We start from the raw sequence: 22,709 nt of genomic DNA, 5'->3' as shown, positions 1-22,709 counted from the left end.
GGCCGAAGGGATGAGGGAATGGTTCGACCGGCGAAGGATGGCCAGGCAAGGCCCGGCCCGCCGGCCCCGTCTTCCGGAATGGGAGGAGCCTGCCCGGAGGCGGCGGCCCGCCGGCTCCGGCGGGATCCCGCCTTCCGATCCGGACCGGCCCTCCGGGGCGGCCCGGCGGCCAGGGGAGGTGCCCGCAGCGAGAGGTGCCCGGCGGGGCCGGGGGCAGCGCCTCCTGCTGGCGGCACTTCTCCTGATCCTGGTGGTGGCGGCGGGCTGTGGAAGGCCGCAGGGGCCGGCCGGGTCCCAGCGCGACGGCGGAGAGGCCGGTGCGGCGGGGGACCGGCTGCCGGTGGCGGTGACGTTCTACCCCCTGGAGTTCATGACCCGGTTCATCGGTGGCGACCGGGTGGCGGTCACACCCCTGATCCCGGCCGGAGCCGATGCCCACCACTGGGAACCCCGGCCGGCCGACGTCCGGGCCGTGGCGGCGGCGCGGGTCTTCATTTACAACGGGGCGGGGCTTGAGCCCTGGGTGCCCCGCCTGCTGGCGGCCGCCGGCCGGTCCGACCTGGTCCGGGTCGAGGCGACGGCGGGGCTTCCCCTGGTGCCTGCCGGAACGGCCACCGCGGTGCTGGACGGCGGCGTTGCCGAACCCGGTGCGGGCGGGGCCGGTGAGGGCGGCCGCGGCGGGGATGCGGGCGGCGAAACCGCCGGCCATGGCGACCATGGTACCCACGAGGAGGGCCGTGCCGCCCCGGGCGACGACCACGGCGACGACCATGGCCGGCCGGGGGCTGGGGGCGAGCCGTTGCCCGGCGGCGCACCCGACCCCCACGTCTGGCTGGATCCGGCCCTGGCCGCCCAGCAGGCGCAGGCCATCGCCCGGGGCCTGGCCCAGGCCGATCCTCAGCACCGGGCGGAGTACCTGCGGCGGGGCGAGGAACTGGCCGGCCGCCTGAACGATCTGGCCGCCGGTTACCGCCGGCTGGGTACCTGCCCGCGGCGGGAACTGGTGATCACCCACGCCTTCCTGACCTACCCCGCCCATCGCTACGGCCTGGTGCAGGTGCCCCTCTACGGGCTGTCGGCGGAGAGCGAGCCGGGCCCGCGGCAGCTGGCGGCGGTGGCCGCGTTCATCCGGCAGCGGCGGGTGCCTTACATCCTGGTCGAACCCGGCCGCACCGGCGGGGCGGCTGCAACCCTGGCCAGGGAGACCGGGGCCCAGCTGCTGGAGATTCATCCCCTGGAGGCGCTGACGAGCGCCGACCGCCAGGCGGGCCGCGATTTTCTCGACCTGCTGCAGCAAAACCTGGTGAACCTGCGGCAGGCGCTGGGGTGTGCCGGCAGCTAGCATCGCGCCGGCCGCCGGCGCGTGCCTGCCGCCAGCGACGTACCGGCTGCCACCGCTGCACCGGGCCGGCGCGGCGACGGCGCCGGCAGGGAATATCCTTCGGGTCGCGAAGTACCGTCCAGTTTGCAGCGCCGCGCCGGTCCCGGCCGTGGCGGGCAGCAGCCCGGCGGCGGGCCCGAAGGTGTTGCAGGGGAGGCGAGGGCATGTTGAAGGGGGCGCTGGGGTATCTGGTGCTCCTGAGCCTTGCCCACCTGGTGACCGACCTGAACCAGGGCGGCATGCCCGCCCTGCTGCCCCAGGTGAAGGAGAGCTACGGCCTCACCTACGCTCAGCTCGGCGTCGTCATGCTGGTGCTCAACATCACCTCCTCGCTCATCCAGCCGGTCTTCGGCTACTGGAGCGACAAGCGGCCCCAGGGGTGGCTGGTGGTGGCGGGACCCCTGCTGGCGGCGCTGGGGTTGGGGATGGTGGGATACGCCCGCAGCTATGAGGGCGTGCTGGTGGCGGCCATCCTCTGCGGCATCGGCATCGCCCTCTTCCACCCCGAGGGGGCGCGGGCGGCCCGGGGCGTGTCGGGAGGCCAGCGCGCCACGGCCATGTCGATCTTTTCCGTGGGCGGCAACCTGGGGTTTGCCCTGGGGCCTGTGGCGGCGTCGATGGTCGTTGGCCTGTGGGGGCCCGAGGGGCTGGGATGGCTGGTTCTACCGGCCGTGGTGCTGGCTGTGGCCATGGTGGCCGCCCTGCCCGGGATGAACCGGCTGGAGCAGAAGGCGGCCCTGCACGAGGCGGCCCGGCGGGCGGCAGCCGCGGCGGGACCCGCCGGCAACCGCCATGGGGCGCCCGCCGGAGATCGGCAGGGCCACCCCCAGCCGCCTCAGGACGGACCATCCGGAGCCGGGGAGACCAACTGGCTGGCCGAACTGCTGCTCATCGGGGTGGTCGGCACCCGCTCGTGGCTGCAGTTCGGCGTCCTCACCCTGATGCCGTTCCTGTACCTGGAAAAGGCGGGGCCGGATGGGGTATCCACGGGCGTTCTGCTTTTCGTCTTTCTCGTCGCGGGGGCGGTGGGGACCCTGGTGGGTGGGCCCCTGGCGGACCGCATCGGCACCCGGAGGGTGCTGCTCGGCTCCATGGCCGTGCTGATCCCGCTGCACTGGGGCCTGGTGCACGGGCCGGCGTGGGCCACCCTGCCGCTGCTGGCGGCGACCGGATTTGCCCTGGTGGCCACCTTCAGCATCACCCTGGTGATGAGCCAGGACTTCATGCCGCGCTATGTGGCGGTGGCCTCGGGGCTCAACACCGGCTTCTCCATCGGCCTTGGGGGCATCGGCGCCGCGGCCCTGGGCGCCCTGGCGGACCGGTGGGGGCTGGAGACGACCCTGTCCGTCATGGTGCTGCTGCCGGTCATCGGACTCTTGCTGACCCTCCTGGTGCCGGTGCCCGAGCGGGACCGGCGGCAGCAGTTGGAGGCTGCGGGCCGGCCGCGGCCGGCCGAGACGTGAGGGAGGGGCGCCGGACCGTCCGGTTCCGGTGGAGGCACCGGGGAGCGGCGTGCCCGCGCCGGATGCGGGCGCCATGCCATGCCCCGGACCGGCACGATCCTCGCCCATGAACCGCAACGCCTCACCGTGGCTGGTGCTGCCGGCCACTGCGTCACTCCTCCCACCGCGTGCGCCACACAAGGATGATCGACACGACGAGTGCCAAAATCGCTTCGATAACGCCACGGGAGGCGTGGTAACTCTGACCGCCTGTCCCAAATGGAAACATGTAAACGACGGCTCCGGGTTCGAGCTGTGCAGACACCAAGGCCACGAAGATCAGATGGAAGACAAGGACGAGAACGATCGTCAACGCCCACTTGGGCGACATGATCGCACCCCCTGGCATCCACCGGAGGACCCCGAGGCCTTGTCCCTCCGGGGTGAGGCCCCTTAGGATCGCCGCCCCCCAGGGATCTCGTCTTCTTGAAACCCAGTCTATGGCAACTCGTTCCATCGGGCCAGAACCGGATGCGCTCCGTGAGCGACCGGGCTTACACTGGAGTCGGCGGCAGATCCCCCGGTGGCGATACCCGTGGTGACCCGGGTGCCCCATGGGGAGCACCCGTGCGCCCAGCTACCGGTGGCGAGGGGGCGATCCGATGCGCAGGCGATGGTGGCTTGCACTCGCTGGCCTGGCGGTGGTCGCCGTCGTGGCCCTGGTGGTGCTGCAAACGGGAGCCGGCTGGGATCCGCGCCCCAATGGCCCCGCGACGCCGGCCCCCGGGCCGGCGGCCGGCCCGGGCGACAGCAAGGGCGAGGGCGGCTTTCGCGGCATGACCCTGGTGGATCCGCAGCCGGCGCCCGATTTCGCCCTGCCCGCGGCCGATGGTTCGACCTTCCGCCTGGCCGACCAGCGCGGCAAGATCGTGCTGCTCTTCTTCGGCTACACCTACTGTCCCGACGTCTGTCCGGCCACTCTGGCCGTATGGCGGGAGCTGGCGGACCGCTTGCAGGACGATGCTGGCAGCGTCCGTATGGTGTTCGTCACCGTGGACCCCGAGCGGGATACGCCCGAGCGGCTGCGGGAGCACCTGCCCCAGTTCGGCCGGCACATCGTCGGCCTGACGGGGACGCGGGAGCAACTGCGGCCCGTGTGGGATGCTTACGGCGTGAAGCCCGAGCGCATCGAGCTGCCTGAGAGCTCCATGAAGTACGCGGTAGCCCACCCGGCCCAGGTGTACCTGATCGACCAGGAAGGGCGCCAGCGGCTCCTCTATCCTCTGGGCTTCACCGCCGAGGACATCGAGGCGGACATCCGGTTGCTGCTGGCGCAGGGGAGTTGAACCCGGCCTACGGCCGGTGCCGGTCGATCCCGGCCCGGCGTTTGCCCGGCCGCGGATTGCGTTGACCTGAGAGGAGGGCCCTCATGGCGCGATCGTGGCGGAACACCAGGCGTTTTCGCCTCCTGGTGCTCGCCGGTACGGCGGCCATCGTCCTCGGCGTCCTGGCCGGCTGCGGCCGCCAGGCCGGCTCGACCCGTCAGCCGGCGCCCGGCGGCGGTGCGGAGCAGGCCGGCGGGCCCCAGGTGACGGTGACCGGTGCCTGGGTGCGGGCGGCTGCCGAGGGGGACATGTCGGCAGCGTATTTCACCGTGACGAACCAGGGCCAATCCGCGGTCCGCCTCACCGGCGTGCGCACCGGTGTCGCGGGGGCGGCGGAGGTTCACGAGAGCGTGCAGGAAGGGAACACGGTGCGCATGCAGCCCGTCGCTGCCGTGGAGATCCCGGCCGGCGGCCGCGTCACCTTCGCCCCTGGCGGATACCACGTGATGCTCATGGACCTGAAGCAAGCCCTGCATCCCGGGGACCGGGTCGACCTGACCCTGGTCTTCGAGGGCGGCCTGGAGGTGCCGGTGACCGCGGAGGTCCGGGACGCGGCCGGCACGGGCGCCGGTGGAGGGGAGCATTCGGGAGGGCACTGACGCGCCGGCCGGTGGCCAACAGGCTGCCCCGCCTTGGGCCGGAACCAGCCGGTGGCGATCGCGCTGGCGAGCACTGGGGCATGGACCGCCGCGGCCGGGGCGCCCCCACTAGGGGGACGCCCCGGCCGCACCGCTTGGGCTTGGCCGGACACGCCGACTCGTGCCGGAATCCGCCGGCCAGGCCGGGGCTCTTGCCCGCGATGGAGGTTCGTGCGTTCCTCCCTACGCCCCGGTCACCGGCACGCGGCGCCCGCGCCCCTGGTCCCGCACCTTAGGGATCTCGACCCGCAGCACGCCGTTCCGGCAGCGGGCCTGCGCCCCCTCGGGGTTGACCCGCTCCGGCAGCGGCACCACCCGGTGGAACCGGCCGAAGCGCCGCTCCATCAGGTAGTAGCCGTCGCCCTCGTTCCGGGTCTCGCGCCGGGTCTCGGAGCGGATCACCACCCGGTCTTCGTAGACGTCCAGCTGGATGTCCTCCGGCTCGACCCCGGGCATCTCCGCTTCAACGACCACCTTGTCCCCGGCGTCGGTGACGTCGACGGACGGGCGCTGGCCCAAGGCCCAGTCCGCCTCGCCATCCAAAGCGCGCCAGAAGTCCCACGGGCGCCAGAACATCTCACGCCAGCTGCCCAGGCCGCGGCCGGCGGGCGCGGGCCACGACCAGCGGTCCAGGTCGGTGCGCATCCCCACGTGGACCACCTCCTGTCCATCGGTGCAGGCGGGCCGTTCCCGCTAGGAAGTATGTCCGCGGGAGTCCTCGCCCACCGCCGGCCCGCGCACCTCCACCCGCAGGGAACGCAGGCGGTTGATGGCCGCTCCCACCTCGAACCGCCGCGGCAGGGCCAGGTCGCCCGCCGGGGTGGGGAAGGGGGAGACGCGGTCCAGGCCGTGTTCGTCCAGCTCGGCGTACAGGGCCTCCAGAGCCTCCCGCAGGGTGCGCCGGCCGTCCAGGTAGCGGCCTGTCATGTACCGGATCATGGCGCCCACCGCCCGGGTCTGGGAGGGGTCCACCAGCTGCTCGACGGCGCTCAGATCGATCTCCTCGAAGCCGAAGGTGATCTCGTCGGTGCCGTGGGCGCGGATCTTGACCTTGTTGCCCCGGCGCGGATCGAGGCTCGAGGGCAGGGGGACCCGCTCGGGGACGGGCGGGAAGGGGCCGGGGTCTTCCGCGATGCGGCCCGTGGGGAAGCGGGCCGCCACCTCCCGGGCCTCGGCCGTGGCGTCCTGGGCCCGGTAGGCATCCATCCGGATCACCGTGTCGGCCACGTCCAGGTAGTCGCCGGCGCCACCCACCACCAGGATGCTGGAGACGCCCCGGTCGCGGTAGAGCGCCCGCACCCGGTCGATGAAGGGCGTGATGGGCTCGCGGTCCTTGCTGACCAGGGCCTGCATGCGCCGGTCGCGGATCATGAAGTTCGTCGCGCTGGTGTCCTCGTCGATGAGCAGGACCCGGGCGCCCAGCTCCAGGGCCTCCATGATGTTGGCGGCCTGGCTGGTGCTCCCCGAGGCCTCGTCGGTGGAGAAGCGCCGGGTGTCGGCGTCGAAGGGGAGGTTGCGGATGAACGGGCTGATGTCCACCTGTTCGATGCGCCGGCCGTCCTCGGCGCGGATCTTGACCGCGGTCGGGTCCGTCACCACCAGTTCCCGGCCGTCGCCGGGGATGTGGTCGTAGACGCCCCGGGCCAGGGCCCGCAGCAGGGTGGACTTGCCGTGGTAGCCGCCGCCGACGATCAGGGTGATGCCGCGGGGGATGCCCAGGCCCCGCACCTTGCCCCGGTGGGGGGTGTCCAGCTCGACGGCCAGGGAATCGGGCGCGGTGAAGGGGATCACCCGCGGCCCGCGCAGGGGGCGGTCGCTGACCCCGCTTTCCCGGGGCAGGATGGAGCCGTCGCCCACGAAGGCGACCAGCCGGCGCTCGGCCAGGGCGGCCCGCAGGGCCGCCTGGTCTTCGGTCACGGCGATGTGGCGCTCCAGGTCCCGCTGGTCGGCGGCCCTGAGCACCAGGGACCCTTCCACCAGCCGGGGGATGTCCACGCAGAGCATCTCCATGGCCTGCCGGCCCAGGATGCGCCGCCCCGCGGCCGGCAGCCCCGCGAAGAAGCGGACCTCCACCCGCCCGGGGAAGACCACGCAGGCGGTGCGGGGCAGGATCTCCTGGCCCGGGCGGTCGACGGTGATGAGGCCGCTCTTGCCGCTGCCGCGGCGGGCAGCGGCCATGCCCGTGGCGCGGTGGAACCGGCGCAGCAGCCAGTCCGCGGTGGCGGTGCGGCGCAGGGCCGTGGTGGCGGCCCAGTCCGGCAGCTGCATGCGCGCCGGCGCCATGATGACGCGAAGCCGCGAGGGGGCGGCGAAGGGGTCGCCCTGGACGTGGTCGATGGCCAGGGTGAAGGTGCTGAAGTCGTAGGTTCCGGCGATGTCCTTGTAGGCCGGATAGGGCCGGCCGTCGATGCGGGCCAGCAGCTGGCGCAAATCGTCACGGGAGCGGGTCGGGTTCGGGTGCACCGGTGTCAACCTCCGGTCGACGTCGTCGTTCCGTCGGCACGATCATCTCGAGGCTGGGGTTGCCCTCGCCCTGATGATGTTACCCGTTCCAGTGGCCGGGCGGCCAGCCGCATGGCCTGCACCGGGTGCGCCCGCGGCGGGGTGGGTGGGGGGGCACCTTCGGCCCCTCTGAACGGGCGAGCCGGGCGGGGGAGCGGGCGGAGCAACCGGCGCCATTCTTGAAAGGAACTCGCGCGGGAAAAGACATATTTATGAGCACCAATTCGAATTTATTCGTCATAAGGTCGGCCGAAAGGATTCGCAAAAGCACAAGAGATGAACACTGCTCCCCAGGGGCATTCCCATCGGGTGGCTGAAGCCATCTTTCGGCTTTGACTTGTCCTTCCCCGTGCCCTGTACCCTGGACATACCGACCGATTTCTTCGAGGGGGGTGCGGTGGCGATGGGACGGCCCCTGATCGAGGTGGATCCGACCCGCCCGGTGGAAGAACAGAGGGAGGTCTTGCAGAACCGCTGGCATCCGGACATTCCGGCCATCGCAGAGGTTCGTCCGGGCGAGACGTTCGTGGTCGAGTGCTTGGATTGGACCGGTGGGCAAGTCCGCAATGACGACGATGCCTCGGACATTCGGGACATGGATCTCACGCCGAACCACCACTTGACGGGACCCATCGCCGTCCGCGGCGCCGAACCCGGCGACCTGCTCGTCGTCGACATCCTGGATCTCGGGCCCCACCGCAAGATGCCATGGGGCTACACCGGGATCTTTGCCCGCAACAACGGTGGAGGGTTCTTGACGGACCATTTTCCCGAGGCGCATAAAGCCATCTGGGAGTTCCAAGGCGTCTACGCCGTCTCGCGTCATGTACCGGGCGTCAAGATCCCTGCCATTCCCCACCCGGGGATCTTGGGCACCGCACCTTCCCACGCGTTGCTGCAGCAATGGAATGAGCGGGAGAGGAAGCTGATCGCGAAAAATCCCCATCGGGTACCTCCCTTGGCACTGCCACCGGAACCGCGCAATGCGATCCTCGGTGCCCTCAAGCCGGGCACGCCCGAGTATGAGCGGATTGCCCGGGAAGGTGCACGCACCATTCCTCCGCGGGAGAACGGAGGGAATCGGGATATCAAGAACCTGACCCGGGGCGCCCGGGCCTATCTGCCGGTGTATGTTCCCGGGGCCAAACTGACGGTGGGCGATCTCCACTTTACCCAGGGCGACGGCGAGATCACCTTCTGCGGCGCCATCGAGATGGCGGGCTGGATCGAGCTCCACGTGGACCTGATCAAGGACGGGATGAACAAATACGGCATACGGCACCCGCTGTTCGAGCCAAGCCCCATCGAGCCCCGGTTCACGCGCTACCTCGTCTTCGAGGGGTATTCGGTGGACGAAGAGGGGGAGCAGTACTATCTCGATCCCCACGTTGCCTATCGCCGAGCGTGCTTAGAAGCGGTCCAGTACTTGAAGGGGTTCGGGTATACCGGCGAAGAGGCCTACACCATCCTGGGTGCCGCGCCGGTTGAAGGACGCATCAGCGCCATCGTCGACATCCCGAACGCTTGCTGCACCTTGTGGCTGCCCACCGACATCTTCGAGTTCGACATCCGGCCCAACGCCCAGGGGCCGGTCCCCCGGGTCCAAGGCGGGCGGCTGGCCCGGGCCCACTGAAGGCGCGGGCCAACTCAAAAAGGTGGTTCAAAGCCCCATCACGCAGGGGTACCGAGGCGGGAACCCGGGCCATCGTCCCCATGGCCCGGGTTCCCGCCCGGCCCTTTTGCCGCCGGTGGTCAAAGGGTTCCGGGGTGGGGACGCGAAACCTCCCCGATGGGGCCGTCCCGCGACAGGACGCCCCGTGACGTGGGATGCCCCCGGCCTGCGGCGCTCGACGGCCCTGGCACCCCACGGCAACGCCTGACCACCGAGGTGACACCATGACAAACGGCACCGATACGGCCAACGGCTTCAGGGTGGACCACCCCCGCGCCCAGGGGGTGGCGAGGGACCGGCAGGAGAGGGAGGCCGGGCGCCGTCCCGTCACCTCCCGGGACCTGCTGGACCTCCGCTTCGCCGGCGACCCGCGCCTGGCGCCCGGCGGGGACCGGGTGGTGTGGGTCGAGCGCTGGATCGACGCCGATCGCAACCAGTACCGGTCGAACCTGTACGCGGCCCCGGCCTCCGGCGACGGCGTGCCGGCACCGCTGACCACCGGTCCGGGCAGCGACCGGGCGCCGCGCTGGTCGCCCGACGGCCGCTGGCTGGCCTTCCTGTCCGACCGGCCCCTGCCGCCCGACGCCCGCCCCCGCCGCCGGGACGAACCGGCCGCGAGCGGCGGGGGACCGGGCTCGGTGGCTCCGGCTGCCCGGCCCGGCCGGGGCGGCGAGGACAAGCCCCGGCCCCAGCTCTACGTGCTGCCGTCCGGTGGCGGCGAAGCCCGCCTGCTCACCCTCTTCAAGCAAGGCAGCGGGCCGGCCGTCTGGTCGCCCGACGGCCGGTACGTGGCCACCATCGTGCAGGTTCATCCCGAGCGGGGGCTGGAGGCGTCCGGCGATCCTGAACCCGGTGAAGGCGACCCCTACCGGCGGTTCAACCGCGACGTGAAGGTGGTGCGGCGCCTCCGCTACAAGCTGGACGGGGTGGGTTACTTCAACGAGCACCGCCACCATGTGGTGGTCCTGGACCTGGGACCGGATGGCGCCCACCTGGCGGCGCCGGGTGGCTCGGAGCCGCCGGGCGATGGCGGGAACGGAGCCGCCCGCGATGCCGGCACCGGTGGCCCGGGCGGCAAGGGTGCCGCCGCCGCAGCCGCGGTCCCCGGTGCGGAGGCCCACCCCGCGGCCCTGGTCCCCCTGGCCCGCGTCACCGCCGGTGAGTACGACGTGCGGGCCGTGGCCTGGATGCCCTCGGGGCGGGAGCTGGTGGTGGTGACGAACCCGCACCCCGACGCCGACCGCCAGCCCTGGACCGACGTCTACCTGGTGTCCCTGCCGGCGACCGGCCCGGAGGGCGAGGCCGGCGGCGGCTCCCGCGCCGGGGCCGCCACGCGGCTGCCCCTCGACCTCTCCCGCGACCCGCTGCCGGCGGGCGTCCGCAAGCTGACCAGCTCGGATATCGACGTCTACGAAGCCCTGCCGTCCCCCGACGGGCGCTGGATCGCCGTGCGCGGCCAGGACGCCCGCCGCTACCGGGCCTACAGCAACACCCACCTGTACCTGATCGCCGCCGACGGCAGCCAGCGGCGGTGCCTGACCGCCGAGGCCGACCTGACGGTGGGGGACGAGAGCGTCAACGACGTGGTGGGCGAGGCGGGGGCGACCCTGGCCTGGGCTCCCGACGGGTCGGGGCTCTACGCCCTGGTGAGCCGCCGCGGGGAGGTGCAGCTCTACTGGTTCGGCGTCGACGGCACCATCCGGCCCCTGACGGGCGGCCCCCAGGTGCTGCGGGGCATCAGCCTGGACCGGGAGGGGCGGCGCTGCGCCTACCTGCGGCTGACGGCCACCGATCCCGGGGAGATCTGGGTGGCCGATCTCCCTGCCCTGGACGAACCGGCGGCGGCTCCGCCTGCCGCGGCAGCCCGGGACGCGACCTCCGCCGGCCCGGGCGCCTCCGCCGCGGGAGCGGCGGCATGGCAGGGCGCGGCCCGCAACGGGCACCCCGTCCTGACCGGCCGGCGCCTCTCCCGGGCCAACGACGGCTGGCTGGCCCGGATTCAGGTGGTGGAACCCGAGCACTTCACCTTCGAATCCGACGGCAACGTGCTGGACGGTTGGCTGATCCGGCCCGTGGGCTTCGAGCCGGGGAAGAAGTACCCGGCCATCCTCCAGATCCACGGCGGCCCCATGGCGATGTACGGATACGCCTTCTTCCACGAGTTCCAGTTGCTGGCGGCCCGGGGCTACGCCGTGTTCTACACCAACCCGCGGGGCAGCCAGGGTTACGGCCAGGCCTTCTGCGCGGCCATCCGCGGCGACTGGGGCAACCGGGACTACCGGGACCTGATGACCTTCGTCGACGCGGTGCTGGAGCGGTACGACTTCATCGACCGCGAGCGGCTGGGGGTGGCGGGCGGAAGCTACGGGGGCTACATGACCAACTGGATCGTCACCCACACCGACCGCTTCCGGGCGGGGGTCACCATGCGCTGCGTGGCCAACGAGCACAGCTTCTTCGGCACCAGCGACATCGGCTTCTATGACCTCTTCGACCTGGACGTGCCGCCGTGGGAGGACCCGCTGCGGTATCTGGAGATGTCGCCCATCCACCACATCGCCCGGTGCAAGACGCCGCTGCTGGTGATGCATGCGGAGATGGACCTGCGCTGCCCCATCGAGCAGGCGGAGCAGATCTACACGGCCCTCAAGGTCCTGGGGGTGCCCACGGAGTTCGTCCGCTTCCCCGACGAGAGCCACGGCCTGAGCCGGGGCGGCCAGCCGTGGCACCGGGTCTACCGGCTGGACCGGATCGTGGACTGGTTCGACCGCTACCTCAAGCCCGAACCGGCCCCCGCGGCAGGCCGGGCGGAGGAACGGGCCGCCCCCCGTTGAGACGCGGCACGGCCGGGAAGGGGGATGGGCGGGGAGCGGACCGGCGGCCCCGCTGCCTGGCCGGGGCGGGGGCCTGCTCGCTCCGGCCGGGCGGTGGCCTTCTGGTCCTGACCGGCAGGCCGGGCGACCGCTCCGGCCGGGACGCCGGGACGCCGGCAGCGCGAAGGCGGCGGGGAGGAGGCGGGAGGCAGGCATGCTGATCGACTACCACATGCACCTGGAGCGGGGCGGGCTGACCCGCGAGTACCTGCTGCGGTTCGTGGAGACCGCCCGGGCCCGAGGGATCGGCGAGATCGGGATCACGGAACATGCCTACAACTTCGTGGAGGGGGCGCCCCTGCTGGGCCGTCCCTGGTACGTGGAGCGCTACAGCAGCGGCTTCCGCATGGCCGACTACGTGGCCCTGCTCCAGGCCGCCCGGGCCGAGGGCCTGCCCGTCAAGGCGGGCATCGAGATGGACTACATCCCCGGCCGGGAGGAGGAGATCCGGGCCTTCCTGGCGTCCTACCCGCTGGACTTCGTCATCGGTTCGGTCCACTGGATCGACGACTGGGGCTTCGATCTGGACCCCGCCACCTGGCCGGGCCGGGACGTGCGCGAGGCCTACCGGCGGTACTTCGACCTGGCCGAACAGGCCGTCCGCAGCGGGCTCTTCGACGTCTTGGGGCACCCCGATGTGATCAAGGTGTTCGGCTACAAGCTTCCGCCCGCATACCGGGACGAACTGGCGGAGTACCACCGGCGCCTGGCGCGGGCGGCGGCAGAGACGGGCGTCTGCCTGGAGATCTCCAGCGCTGGGGTGCGCAAGCCGGTGGGCGAGTTCTACCCCGACCCCGGCCTGCTGGAGGAGGCCCGCCGGCTGGGCGTCCGGGTGACCCTGGCCTCCGATGCCCACGAGCCCGAGCACGTGGGCTGGGCCTACCCGGAACTGGTGCTCTACGCCCGGCGCCACGGTTTTGACACGGTGACGGTCTTCACCGGGCGGGTCGGCCGGCAGGAGCCCCTGGGTTAGGCGGGAGGTGGCGGCGGTGTCCATCCACGGGACCTGGGGCCCGGGGGGCGCCGGGGGGAGCTGGCGGGAGATCGAGCTGCTCCTCTGGGCGGCGGCCCTGCGGGCGGGGCGGCAGCCGGGGGCAGGGGCCCTGCCGGGGTCTTCGCCCTCGCTGGCGGGCCCCGGCGGGGGTCCGGGCGGCGACGGTGGCGGCGGCCGGCTCGACTTTGCCGCGCTCATGGCGGGCCTGCTGGCCGGTTCCACCCCGGACGGGATGCCGGCAGGCACCGGAGCCTTGACCCCAATCCCGCCACTGTTCACGGCGCTGGCGTCCACGCTGTCGGCAGCCACGACGGCGCCGTCCACGCCGGCGGCGCCCGCGCCGGGTGCGTCCGTGCCCGCGGCATCCATCGGCCCGGGCCAGGCGGCCGCCACGGCGGCCCCCACGGACGCGGCCTCCCGCGCGGCAGCGCCCGCGCCCGGCACTGCGGCATCCGGCCTCCCTCCGTCCGGGACCGCCCCTCCGGGGTCCCTCTCCTGGGCAGGCGCTGCGGCCGGCCTGTCCTGGGCCCGGCAGGTGCTGGAGGCGCTGGCGGGGGCGGTGGCCCGCCGCCACGGCCTCGACCCCGCTCTGCTGCGGGCGGTGATCCAAGCCGAGTCGGGGTGGAACCCGGCCGCCCGCTCGCCGGCGGGCGCCGTGGGCCTGATGCAGCTCATGCCCGCCACGGCGCGGGAGCTGGGCGTGACCGACCCCCTCGACCCGGTGCAGAACCTGGAGGCCGGTGCCCGGTACCTGCGCCGCCAGTTCGACCGCTTCGGCGACTGGCGGCTGGCCCTGGCGGCTTACAACGCGGGGCCCGAGGCGGTGGCGGCCCACGGCGGCGTGCCGCCCTTTGCCGAGACCCGGACCTACGTGGAGAAGGTGCTGCGGCTGTGGGCCACCCAGGCCGCGCGGCGGGAGGAGGCGTGAGGCCGGCGAAAGGCGGCCAAAGGGCACAAGGCAGCCCTGCCGCCGGCCGGAACCGTTGGACACCGGCAGGGTCCGGTGACAAGCCGGTGGCGGCCAGGCCCCGTGGCCAGTGCAAACAAGGCAGGGGAAGTAAGACAGCGGGGGTCGCCGCCGGCGACCCCCGCTGTCCTTGCGTCACCCTGGTTGGCCTCTGCCGTCGCCCCCGCCGCCGCCCGCGCCTGCACAGGCTTACTGGATCAGCGCCTGGGCGGGCACCACGGCGCCCTGGTAATGCTCTTCAATGTACTGCTTGACCTCGGGCCCCACCAGGATCTCCGCCAGCGCCTGGATCTCGGGCCGTTTTACGTCCTCCGGCCGCACCGCCAGCACGTTGGCGAAGGGCGAGTCGGCGTCCTCGACGAACAGGGGATCGGGGTTCTTCAGCGCTCCCGCTTCCTTGGCCTCCAGGACGTAGTTCGTGTTGATGGCCGCCAGGTCCACGTCGGCCAGGGTGCGCGGGATCAGCTCCGCCGCCACCTCGCGGATCTGCAGGTTCTTCGGGTTCTCCACGATGTCCCGCACCGTGGCGGTGTAATCCGCGCCCTCCTTGAGTTTGACCAGGCCCGCCGCCTGGAGCAGGAGCAGCGCCCGGCCCCCGTTGGTGGGGTCGTTGGGAATGGCCACCGTGGCGCCGTCCCGCAGCTGGTCGAGGCTGGTGATCTTGTCCGAATAGAGCCCCATGGGCTCGATGTGGACCTTGGCCACCGGCGTGATGTTGGTGCCGTGGTCCTTATTGAACTGGTCCAGGTAGGGGATGTGCTGGAAGTAGTTGGCGTCCAGTTCCCCGTCGACCAGGGCCGGGTTGAGCTTGGTGTAGTCGCTGAACTCCATCACTTCCAGCTTGATGCCCTGCTCCTCCAGGGCAGGGGCCGCCACGTCGCGCAGGATCTCGGCGTGGGGCACCGCCGTGGCCCCCACCTTCAGGGTGACGGTACCGCTCGTGCCACCCGATCCGGACCCGTTGCCACCGGCCGAGTTGTCGCCCTGCGCACCGGACGAACCGGCCCCGCCGGCACCGCACCCGGCGACCAGGACGGCGATCAGCAGGGTCGCCACCAGCACCGCCGCCCGGCGGGTCCACCGGCGGCCAGGGAAAACCAGGGAGAGGACACCCATGGCCTTCGACCTCCTTCTCGATCTATCGCACCAGGGTCCCTTCCCGGACGAACCGGCCCGCCCCCCGCGAGCCATCCCCCAAAAATCGCCTTCCCGGAGCGCCGGGCGCTAGCGGTGGTTCAGCCGCCGGGCCAGGGTCTCCCCGGCCCACTGGACCCCCTGCACCAGGGCGACCAGCAGGACCACGCAGACCAAGAGGACCCCCGCCTCCCAGCGCTGGTAGCCCATGCGGAAGGCCAGGTCGCCCAGCCCGCCCCCGCCCACGGCCCCCGCCACCGCCGAGAACTCGATGAGCCCGACGGTGGCGATGGTGATCCCCAGGACCACGGCGGGCAGGGCCTCGGGCAGCAGCACCTTGCGTACCACCTGCCACGGGCTGGCGCCCATGGCCACGGCGGCATCCACGGTGCCGCGGTCGACCTCCCGCAGGGCCGTCTCCACCACCCGCGCCACCAGCGGGGTGGCGGCGACCGCCATGGGCGGCACGGCCGCCGCCGTCCCCAGGGAGGTGCCGACCAGCAGGCGGGTGAAGGGGGCCAGGGTGATCAGCAGGATGATGAAGGGCACCGACCGCCCGGTGTTGACGACGAACGCCAGCACCGCCCGCAGGGGCGGAAAAGCGGCGATGTGCCCCCGGTCCATCACCACCAGCAGGGTGCCGATGGGAACCCCGGCCAGGGTGGCGAAGAGGATCGCCAGTCCCACCATGTACAGGGTCTGGCCCGTGGCCGTCACGATGTCAGGTCCGAACTCGCGCAGGGCGCTGAAAAGCTCCGCTGCCATCCGCCGTCACCTCCCTCCGGCCAGGGAGCGAGCCGCCTGCGGGGCAAGGGGGCCGGACCCGGTGGCCGGCGCCGCGCCGGCACCGCTCCGCCCGGGTGCGCCGGGCGAGGCGGAGGCCAGGGGTGCCCAGCGGGCGACTGCAGCCCCCGCGGCCGCCGCCGGGGCTGCCTGCCGGTCCGCCAGGGCCGGATCGGCAACGGCCTGTGGGGCCGCCCCGGGGCCGGGTTCGTCCCCGGTACCGGGTGCCGGGGCCGCCCGGTCTCCGGCCGGACCGCCGGCAGCGGCGGCGGCCAGCAGCCGCCGGGTGGCCGCCGCCCGCGGGTTCCGGAAGACCTGTTCCACGGGCCCGGCTTCCACCACTCGCCCGGCGTCCATCACGGCCACCCGCTGGCAGGCGGCCTCCACCAGCTCCAGCTGGTGGGTGATCAGCAGCACGGTGATTCCCAATTCGCGGTGAACCCGCCGCAGCAGCTCCAGCACCGCGCGGCTGGTGGCCGCATCCAGCGCGGAGGTGGGTTCGTCGCACAAGAGGAGTTCCGGTTGCGTCGCCAGGGCCCGGGCGATGGCCACCCGCTGCTTCTGGCCTCCGCTCAGCTGGGAGGGGTAGGCCCCCGCCTTGTCGGCCAGTCCCACCCAGTCCAGCAGCTCCGCCACCCGGCGCCGGATCTGCTCCCGCGGCACCCCGGCGATCTCCAGGGGCAGCGCCACGTTGCCGGCGGCGGTGCGGGACCACAGCAGGTGAAAGTGCTGGAAGACCAGGCCGATCCGCCGCCGTTGCTGCCGCAGGGCCCGGCCGCGCAGCCCGGTCAGCTCGACGCCACCCAGACGGATGGAGCCCGCCGTGGGCCGCTCCAGCAGGGTGATGCACTTGACCAGGGTGCTCTTGCCGGCCCCCGAGGCGCCGACGACGCCGAAGAACTCGCCCCGGCCCACCTCCAGGCTGGCGCCGTCCAGGGCCGTGGTCACGCCGCGGCGGCCGCGGTAGACCTTGACCAGGTTGCGGACCTCCAGCATTGCTTCCGTCACTGCGCTCACCCCCGTGGCCCCACCCCGCACCGGGTGAAGGGCAACAAAAAACCATCCTTCCTGAGAGACGCAGAAAGGATGGCCCAAGGGTGCCATCCCTTCTTATCTCTCAGAACGGCGTCCCGGCACCAGGACGCGGTTCTGCGGGAGTTGGCACCACCCGCCGGCGTTGAACCCCGGGGAACCCGCCCGGCCGCCGTGCCGGGCCGGAGCGGGCGGGGCCGCGCCGCCGCGCGGAGGTTGCCGTGGCTTCATCGGGCCCGTCCCTCCGCCACTCTGGATAAGAAGAGATGTTGCGGATTCGGTTGTTGAAGGTCCCGCGCTGAACGTCCTGCGGGTACTGCGGTACAGCGGCCGGCTCAGCCGTACGACGCCGATTATGCGACCCCTGCCCCGGCCTGTCAACAGGTCAGGCCATCTCCGTCCCCGTCCCGGGTTGGGCGCGCCAGGCGGGGGCGTAGAGCTGGTGGGGGTTCAGGCTGCGGCTCCGCCCCACCAGCCGGGCCGCCATCCGGGCCCGGTGGCCGAAGGCCTGGCAGAACCAGCGGAAGTACAGCAGCTCCTCCTTGCTGCCCAGCTCCAGCCCCGGCCACGGCTCCCGGCCCGCCGCCAGCTCCCGGTCGCTGACGGCGGCGTTGGCGAAGCGCTCCAAGGTGGGGCCCACGCCCGTGCCCATGGCGAACTTGGCCTTCTCCCGCTGGACCACCGCCGCGGGGAGGAACCGGCGGGCCGCCTGCCGCAGGATCCACTTCTCGGTCCCGGTGCGGTCGTGGATCTTCCAGCGCGGCGGGATCCGCCAGGCCAGGTCGACCAGGGTCACCGACAGGAAGGGAACCCGCCCTTCCAGGCCGTGGGCCATGGTCATGCGGTCGACCCGCTGCAGGTTGGTGTTGTGCAGCGCCAGGGTGATCTCCCGCAGCTCGTCCTGCAGCCGCGCCCGGATCTCCGGCCGCTTGAGGTACTGGTAGCCGCCGAAGAGCTCGTCCGCTCCCTCGCCGGAGAGCACCACCTTGACATACCGGCGCGCCAGCCGCGACACCAGGTAGGTGGGCACCGCGCTGCGCACCAGGGCAGGGTCGAAGGACTCCAGGCGCCGGATCACGGTGGGCAGCAGGGCCAGCAGTTCCTGGCGGGTGAAGACGTACTCGTGGTGGAGCGTCCCCAGGTGGGTCGCCACCAGCCGGGCCCGCTCCAGGTCCTCGCTGCCCTCCATGCCCACGGCGAAGGAATGGACCGGCTCTCCGGTTTCCGCCCGCGCTTCCGCCACCAGGGCGGCGATCAGGCTGCTGTCCAGGCCGCCGCTGAGGAACACCCCCACGGGGACGTCGGCCACCAGGCGCCGCCGCACCGCCTGCCGCAGCCGGGCGATGAGTTCCTCCACCGCCGCTTCGGGGCTCTCCAGGTCGTACCGTACCGGGGGCAGCTCGTAGTACCGGACGAACCCGTCCCGTTCCGTCCAGTAGTGCCCGGGGGGAAACTCGTCGATGGTCTCCACGTGGGGCAGCAGGGCCCCCATCTCCGAAGCGAAGAGGAGCGCCCCATCCCGGTCCCTGCCCACATAGAGGGGTTTGATCCCCAGGGGGTCGCGGGCCAAAAAGAGCCCGTCGGGGGTGGAGAGGGCGAAGGCGAACATGCCGTAGAGCCGCCGCACCATGGCCGGTCCCTCGTCTTCGTAGAGGTGCACCAGCACCTCGGTGTCGCTGCGGGTACGGAAGCGGTGGCCGCGGCTCTCGAGTTCGGCCTGCAGCTCGCGGTAGTTGTAGATCTCGCCGTTGAAGACCACCCGGATCGCGCCGTCTTCGCTGGCCAGGGGCTGGTGCCCGCCCGCCAGGTCGATGATGGACAGCCGGCGGTGGCCCAGGGTGTGCTGCCCGACCCAAAGTCCCTGGTCGTCGGGGCCCCGGTGGGCCATGGCCTCCAGCATGCGGGCCACCGCTTCACCGCGGGGAGCGGTGGCGCCGGCGATGCCGCACATGAAGTCCCGCCTCCTTTCGGGCCAGGCCGCGGCGCCCCCGGCACGGGAGCGCTCCGCAGCCCGGTTGAAAAAAGACCGGGTGCGTTGGCCCGCGGGCAACGTCCACCCGGTTTTGGTTCCACCCGTTCTGCATGTTGACGCTTTTCATCACACCAGAAGCCGGCCGGTGTGTCAACGTTCGGACAGGGCCCTGGCCGCTGCGGGCAGGCCCAGAGAAGGGCGGCAGCACCCTGGCGGCCGCCCCCTGCCTGCTGGTTAACGCCGGTACCGTCGCTGGCAAGGCCGGCACCATGGCGCGGGAAGGATTCCATCAGTGGCAGGAGTTTGATCGCCCCGTTTGCAGGATCGGGGGTGAAATTGCCGAATTTTGACCACTGTTTGGGACAATCCGCAACACATCCTGCCCGGCTGGTGGCACGTTCCGCCGGATCGGCCGTATCGACGGATGGGGCGACCGGTTCGCGGCTGCCGGGAACGGGCCGGCCCGGGCAGCAGTGAATGGGGGGGCATTATGTTCGGGGGTACCTGGTTGCGCGGTGCGCGCCGCGGGATGGTGGCCCTGCTGGCGGGCGCCCTGATGGTGGGGACCGCGGCCTGCGGCGGGGCAGGCGGTGACGCGGGCAGCGGGAACAGCGGGAGCAGCGACAAGATCGTCATCGGCGTGCAGGGGCCCTTCACCGGCGACTATGCCGCCGAAGGCAAGGGCTTCCGTCAGGCCATCGAGCTGGTCAAGGAACAGGTGAACGCCCAGGGCGGGGTCCTCGGCAAGCAGATCGAAGTGATCTACGAAGACGACAAGGGCCAGCCCAACGAGTCGACCCTGGCGGCCCAGAAGCTGGCCTCCCAGGGCGTGGTGGCCGTGATCGGCTCCTACAACTCGACGGCGACCGAGGCGGCCCAGCAGGTGTACGCCGACGCCGGCATCCTGCACATCACGCCGTCGTCCACGGCCACCCACCTGACGGAAAAGGGCCTGAAGAACTTCTTCCGCATGGCCTTCCTGGACAGCGCCCAGGGCCAGTTCGCCGCCACGCTGCTGCTTGAGAAGCTGGGTGCCCGGAAGGTCGCGCTGGTCCACGACAGCTCGACCTACGCGGAGGGCCTGGCCAAGTGGACCCGGAAGTTCCTGGAGGAGAAGGGCGCGCAGGTGGTGTTCTACGACGCCATCAATCCCCAGGAGAGCGACTACTCCGCCCTGCTGAGCAACCTCAAGAGCACCAATCCCGACGCGATCTACTTCACGGGCTACTTCAGCCAGGCGGGGCTCCTGGTCAAGCAGGCGCGCGACCTCGGCATCACCGTGCCCATCGCCGCCGGCAACGCCTCGAACAACGATGAGGTGATCAAGACGGCCGGCGCGGCCGCGGAGGGCTTCATCACCACCACCGAGCCTGCGCCCGCCGACCTGCCATACGAAGAGGCGCGCCAGTTCGTCCAGGACTACAAGGCCAAGTACAACGAGGATCCGGTGAGCATCTGGACGGCCATGGCGGCCGACAGCTTCCGGGTCATCGTCGAGGCCATCAAGCAGACCCAGTCCACCGATCCTGCCAAGCTGGCCGACTACCTGCGCAACGACCTCGAGGCTTTCCCCGGCATCTCCGGCCCCATCACCTTCGACGACAAGGGCGACCGGGAAGGCACCGTGTACGCGGCGTACCAGGTGAAGGACGGCAAGTTCACCCTGTTCGTGCCGCCGCAGCAGTAGGCGGACGCCGGCCGGAGCCGCCGTGCCGCCCGGGCCGCGGCCCGGGCGGCACGGGAAGGCCGAGCCAACGGGCGACCGGCACCAGGGACGGCGGGGAGGGACCGGGCGCGGTATGCCGCCTGCGCGGCACGCGCCCGGATCCTTCCCCGCCAGCGTGCCGGGGGAGGGATGCCAGATGCTGGTCCAGCAGGTAGTCAACGGGCTCACCGTGGGCTCGATCTACGCCCTGGTTGCCCTGGGCTACACCATGGTCTTCGGCGTGCTGAAGATGATCAACTTCGCCCACGGCGACCTGTTTGCCCTGGGGGCGTATCTGGGCCTGACCTTCTTGATCTGGGGGGCCCTCGGCCAGGGCACGGGCGGGCTGGCGGGGGTCCTGCTGGCCGGGCTGCTGGCGGCGCTGAGCGTGGGCCTGGCCGGCGTGCTGGTGGAGCGGGTGGCGTACCGGCCCCTGCGCGGTGCCGGCCGCTTACCCGCCGTGGTGTCGGCCCTGGGCATGTCCGTGTTCATCCAGAACGGGATCATGCTGATCTGGGGCGCCTTTCCGGTGGCCTTTCCCCACGACATGCTGCCGGAGGCCAGCTGGTCCGTGGGCGGCGTGACCGTCAGCCTGATGCGCCTGGTGATCCTGGGCGGCTCGCTGGTTCTGATGCTGGCCCTTTACCTGTTCGTCCAGTACACCAGGCTGGGCGCGGCCATGCGCGCCATCGCCGTGGACCACGAGACGGCGCGGCTGATGGGGATCGACGTCAACCGCCTGATCCAGCTGGTGTTCTTGCTGGGCGCGGCCCTGGGCGGGCTGGCCGGGGTCATGGTGGGGCTCTACTACGGCCAGCTCAACTTCACCATGGGCTGGCTCTACGGCCTCAAGGCGTTCACCGCCGCCATCCTGGGCGGCATCGGGAACATCCCGGGCGCCATGGTGGGCGGCCTGGTGCTGGGCCTGGCCGAAACCCTGGCCGCCGGCTACGTGGCGGGCGAGTGGAAGGACGCCGTGGCCTTCTTCATCCTGATCCTGATCCTGCTGGTGCGGCCCACGGGCCTGCTGGGCGAGCGGGTGGCCGAGAAGATCTAGGTGCCGGCCCGGCACCAGGCGGCCTCCGGCAGGCCCGCCGGGGGAAGGGGGGAACACCATGGCAACGCAGGCGGCCACGGCCGGCGGGCGTGGCCTGACCCGGTCCCGGGTGGCGGCCGGTCTGGCCCTCGTGCTGGCTCTGGCCTTCCCCGCCCTGGTGGGGTACAACGGCTACTACCTGGAGATCGGCTTCAACTTCTTCCTCTGGGCGGTGCTCGGCCTGTCCTTGAACTTCATTCTCGGTGGAACGGGCCAGTACAACCTGGGCCACGCGGCCTTCTTCGCCGCGGGCGCCTACACCACGGCCATCCTCAACACGCGCCTCGACATCCCGGTGCTGGTCCTGGCGCCGGTGGCGGCGCTGGTGGCGGGCGTGCTGGCGGTGGCCGTGGCCCGGCCCATCATTCACCTGCGGGGCGACTACCTGCTGATCGTCACCGTGGGGTTCGCCGAGATCGTCCGCATCACCCTGCGCAACAACGTGTTCGGCCTCACGGGCGGCAGCAACGGCATCCTGGGCATCGACCGGCCGGTGATCCTCGGCTTCCGCCTGGCCCAGATGAGCCACCTCTATTACCTTAGTCTGGTCCTCCTGCTTCTGACCCTGTTCATCGCCGTGCGGCTCGAAAACAGCCGCATCGGCCGCGCCTGGAGCTACATCCGCGAGGACGAGGTGGCGGCGGCGGCCATGGGCATCGACACGGGGCGCTACAAGGTCCTGGCCTTCGCCGTGGGCGGCGCCCTGGCCGGCCTGGCGGGGAACGTGTACGCCGCCAAGATGACGGTCATCGCGCCGGAGAGCTTCTCCTTCTGGGAGTCGGTGGTGATGTTCGCCATCGTCATCCTGGGCGGTACCGGCTCCATCCCCGGCGTGTTCCTCGGCACCTTCGGCATGGTGGTCTTGCCCCAGCTGTTCCGCGGCCTGGCCGACTACCGCATGCTGGTGTTCGGCGCGGCCATGGTGCTGCTGATGATCTTCCGGCCCGAGGGGCTCTGGCCCAACCGGCGCTGGCGGCTGGCGGTGCGCGGGGGCGACGAACCGGCCGTGGCGGCCGCCGGAACGGGCCGGCCGGCAGCCGGGCCGGAGGCCGGTACCGGGGCGGCGGCCGGGGGCGGCCCCGGGAGCGGTACGGGCGCGGCGGCGGGCGGCGCCCCCGGGGGGAGGTGACGGC

At 72.0% G+C, this 22,709-nt stretch carries 18 protein-coding genes and 1 riboswitch; of the genes, 11 read left to right on the top strand and 7 right to left on the bottom strand.

Going from position 1 to position 22,709, the window contains the following annotated elements; genetic code table 11:
* The first annotated feature begins 178 nt into the window (after positions 1-178).
* Both ACZ5T9_RS11335 and ACZ5T9_RS11330 read left to right on the top strand, forming a co-directional pair.
* Positions 179-1,342 carry a metal ABC transporter solute-binding protein, Zn/Mn family gene (locus tag ACZ5T9_RS11335; protein ID WP_464833189.1) on the top strand — a complete coding sequence of 388 codons (1,164 nt, stop codon included), beginning with the start codon at positions 179-181 and terminating at the stop codon, positions 1,340-1,342.
* 203 nt (positions 1,343-1,545) lie between these two features.
* Positions 1,546-2,844 carry an MFS transporter gene (locus ACZ5T9_RS11330; RefSeq protein WP_464833188.1) on the top strand — a complete coding sequence of 433 codons (1,299 nt, stop codon included), beginning with the start codon at positions 1,546-1,548 and terminating at the stop codon, positions 2,842-2,844.
* Between the two features lie 151 nt (positions 2,845-2,995).
* Here ACZ5T9_RS11330 and ACZ5T9_RS11325 read toward each other — a convergent pair whose 3' ends face one another.
* The gene (locus ACZ5T9_RS11325) at positions 2,996-3,214 is read right to left on the bottom strand and encodes a hypothetical protein (RefSeq protein ID WP_464833187.1); all 219 of its coding nucleotides are present in this window, start codon (positions 3,212-3,214) and stop codon (positions 2,996-2,998) included.
* A 271-nt stretch (positions 3,215-3,485) separates the two neighbouring features.
* Here ACZ5T9_RS11325 and ACZ5T9_RS11320 point away from each other — a divergent pair, with 271 nt between their 5' ends.
* Both ACZ5T9_RS11320 and ACZ5T9_RS11315 read left to right on the top strand, forming a co-directional pair.
* Complete coding sequence (locus ACZ5T9_RS11320) at positions 3,486-4,169, top strand: SCO family protein (RefSeq protein ID WP_464833186.1); 684 nt, start codon at positions 3,486-3,488, stop codon at positions 4,167-4,169.
* A gap of 83 nt (positions 4,170-4,252) precedes the next feature.
* The gene (locus ACZ5T9_RS11315; RefSeq protein WP_464833185.1) at positions 4,253-4,807 is read left to right on the top strand and encodes a copper chaperone PCu(A)C; all 555 of its coding nucleotides are present in this window, start codon (positions 4,253-4,255) and stop codon (positions 4,805-4,807) included.
* Between the two features lie 222 nt (positions 4,808-5,029).
* On the opposite strand, the gene ACZ5T9_RS11310 is transcribed toward ACZ5T9_RS11315, so the two are convergent.
* Together ACZ5T9_RS11310 and ACZ5T9_RS11305 are read right to left on the bottom strand one after the other, a co-directional pair.
* Positions 5,030-5,491 carry an Hsp20/alpha crystallin family protein gene (locus tag ACZ5T9_RS11310; protein WP_464834448.1) on the bottom strand — a complete coding sequence of 154 codons (462 nt, stop codon included), beginning with the start codon at positions 5,489-5,491 and terminating at the stop codon, positions 5,030-5,032.
* Between the two features lie 48 nt (positions 5,492-5,539).
* Positions 5,540-7,309 carry an ABC-ATPase domain-containing protein gene (locus ACZ5T9_RS11305; RefSeq protein WP_464833183.1) on the bottom strand — a complete coding sequence of 590 codons (1,770 nt, stop codon included), beginning with the start codon at positions 7,307-7,309 and terminating at the stop codon, positions 5,540-5,542.
* Between the two features lie 442 nt (positions 7,310-7,751).
* Between ACZ5T9_RS11305 and fmdA the strand changes: the two genes are divergently transcribed.
* The 4 genes from fmdA to ACZ5T9_RS11285 all read left to right on the top strand — a co-directional run bounded on the left by fmdA (position 7,752) and on the right by ACZ5T9_RS11285 (position 13,815).
* Positions 7,752-8,981: a formamidase gene (gene fmdA / locus ACZ5T9_RS11300; RefSeq protein ID WP_464834447.1), complete on the top strand. Its 1,230-nt coding sequence runs from the start codon at positions 7,752-7,754 to the stop codon at positions 8,979-8,981.
* Between the two features lie 263 nt (positions 8,982-9,244).
* Entirely contained in the window at positions 9,245-11,854 is a 2,610-nt protein-coding gene (locus ACZ5T9_RS11295; protein ID WP_464833182.1) for a S9 family peptidase, read from the top strand.
* Positions 11,855-12,047: 193 nt separating this feature from the next.
* Entirely contained in the window at positions 12,048-12,866 is an 819-nt protein-coding gene (locus ACZ5T9_RS11290; RefSeq protein ID WP_464833181.1) for a histidinol-phosphatase, read from the top strand.
* 16 nt (positions 12,867-12,882) lie between these two features.
* Entirely contained in the window at positions 12,883-13,815 is a 933-nt protein-coding gene (locus ACZ5T9_RS11285; RefSeq protein ID WP_464833179.1) for a lytic transglycosylase domain-containing protein, read from the top strand.
* A 228-nt stretch (positions 13,816-14,043) separates the two neighbouring features.
* Here the strand turns inward: ACZ5T9_RS11285 and ACZ5T9_RS11280 are convergent, their stop codons facing one another.
* The 4 genes from ACZ5T9_RS11280 to asnB all read right to left on the bottom strand — a co-directional run bounded on the left by ACZ5T9_RS11280 (position 14,044) and on the right by asnB (position 18,754).
* Positions 14,044-14,970, bottom strand: coding sequence for a MetQ/NlpA family ABC transporter substrate-binding protein (locus tag ACZ5T9_RS11280; RefSeq protein WP_464833177.1), 927 nt, complete (start codon positions 14,968-14,970; stop codon positions 14,044-14,046).
* 108 nt (positions 14,971-15,078) lie between these two features.
* Complete coding sequence (locus ACZ5T9_RS11275; RefSeq protein ID WP_464833176.1) at positions 15,079-15,753, bottom strand: methionine ABC transporter permease; 675 nt, start codon at positions 15,751-15,753, stop codon at positions 15,079-15,081.
* Positions 15,754-15,759: 6 nt separating this feature from the next.
* Positions 15,760-16,779, bottom strand: coding sequence for a methionine ABC transporter ATP-binding protein (locus tag ACZ5T9_RS11270; protein ID WP_464833174.1), 1,020 nt, complete (start codon positions 16,777-16,779; stop codon positions 15,760-15,762).
* Between the two features lie 99 nt (positions 16,780-16,878).
* Positions 16,879-17,066, bottom strand: a riboswitch (SAM riboswitch).
* Between the two features lie 122 nt (positions 17,067-17,188).
* A complete protein-coding gene (asnB, locus tag ACZ5T9_RS11265) occupies positions 17,189-18,754 on the bottom strand; it encodes an asparagine synthase B (RefSeq protein ID WP_464833173.1) in 1,566 nt (521 codons plus the stop codon).
* A gap of 511 nt (positions 18,755-19,265) precedes the next feature.
* On the opposite strand from asnB, the gene ACZ5T9_RS11260 reads away from it, so the two are divergent.
* The 3 genes from ACZ5T9_RS11260 to ACZ5T9_RS11250 all read left to right on the top strand — a co-directional run bounded on the left by ACZ5T9_RS11260 (position 19,266) and on the right by ACZ5T9_RS11250 (position 22,705).
* Positions 19,266-20,462, top strand: a complete 1,197-nt coding sequence (locus tag ACZ5T9_RS11260) for a branched-chain amino acid ABC transporter substrate-binding protein (protein ID WP_464833171.1) — start codon at positions 19,266-19,268, stop codon at positions 20,460-20,462.
* A 175-nt stretch (positions 20,463-20,637) separates the two neighbouring features.
* Entirely contained in the window at positions 20,638-21,537 is a 900-nt protein-coding gene (locus tag ACZ5T9_RS11255) for a branched-chain amino acid ABC transporter permease (protein WP_006904261.1), read from the top strand.
* 58 nt (positions 21,538-21,595) lie between these two features.
* Positions 21,596-22,705 (top strand): branched-chain amino acid ABC transporter permease, encoded by a 1,110-nt coding sequence (locus ACZ5T9_RS11250; RefSeq protein ID WP_464833169.1) that lies wholly within the window; start codon positions 21,596-21,598, stop codon positions 22,703-22,705.
* Positions 22,706-22,709 lie beyond the last annotated feature (4 nt).

Source organism: Thermaerobacter nagasakiensis (genome assembly GCF_055396825.1).
The sequence above is the reverse complement of the archived record's forward strand: the minus strand, read 5'-3'. Positions and strand labels throughout refer to the sequence as shown.

What these genes read in the sequence shown, in the direction of transcription:
- ACZ5T9_RS11330 (WP_464833188.1), top strand. Translation starts at nt 1,546, where the DNA reads ATGTTGAAGGGGGCGCTGGGGTATCTGGTGCTCCTGAGCCTTGCCCAC.
- ACZ5T9_RS11325 (WP_464833187.1), bottom strand. Translation starts at nt 3,214, where the DNA reads ATGTCGCCCAAGTGGGCGTTGACGATCGTTCTCGTCCTTGTCTTCCAT.
- ACZ5T9_RS11320 (WP_464833186.1), top strand. Translation starts at nt 3,486, where the DNA reads ATGCGCAGGCGATGGTGGCTTGCACTCGCTGGCCTGGCGGTGGTCGCC.
- ACZ5T9_RS11315 (WP_464833185.1), top strand. Translation starts at nt 4,253, where the DNA reads ATGGCGCGATCGTGGCGGAACACCAGGCGTTTTCGCCTCCTGGTGCTC.
- ACZ5T9_RS11310 (WP_464834448.1), bottom strand. Translation starts at nt 5,491, where the DNA reads ATGCGCACCGACCTGGACCGCTGGTCGTGGCCCGCGCCCGCCGGCCGC.
- fmdA (WP_464834447.1), top strand. Translation starts at nt 7,752, where the DNA reads ATGGGACGGCCCCTGATCGAGGTGGATCCGACCCGCCCGGTGGAAGAA.
- ACZ5T9_RS11295 (WP_464833182.1), top strand. Translation starts at nt 9,245, where the DNA reads ATGACAAACGGCACCGATACGGCCAACGGCTTCAGGGTGGACCACCCC.
- ACZ5T9_RS11290 (WP_464833181.1), top strand. Translation starts at nt 12,048, where the DNA reads ATGCTGATCGACTACCACATGCACCTGGAGCGGGGCGGGCTGACCCGC.
- ACZ5T9_RS11280 (WP_464833177.1), bottom strand. Translation starts at nt 14,970, where the DNA reads ATGGGTGTCCTCTCCCTGGTTTTCCCTGGCCGCCGGTGGACCCGCCGG.
- ACZ5T9_RS11275 (WP_464833176.1), bottom strand. Translation starts at nt 15,753, where the DNA reads ATGGCAGCGGAGCTTTTCAGCGCCCTGCGCGAGTTCGGACCTGACATC.
- asnB (WP_464833173.1), bottom strand. Translation starts at nt 18,754, where the DNA reads ATGTGCGGCATCGCCGGCGCCACCGCTCCCCGCGGTGAAGCGGTGGCC.
- ACZ5T9_RS11260 (WP_464833171.1), top strand. Translation starts at nt 19,266, where the DNA reads ATGTTCGGGGGTACCTGGTTGCGCGGTGCGCGCCGCGGGATGGTGGCC.
- ACZ5T9_RS11255 (WP_006904261.1), top strand. Translation starts at nt 20,638, where the DNA reads ATGCTGGTCCAGCAGGTAGTCAACGGGCTCACCGTGGGCTCGATCTAC.
- ACZ5T9_RS11250 (WP_464833169.1), top strand. Translation starts at nt 21,596, where the DNA reads ATGGCAACGCAGGCGGCCACGGCCGGCGGGCGTGGCCTGACCCGGTCC.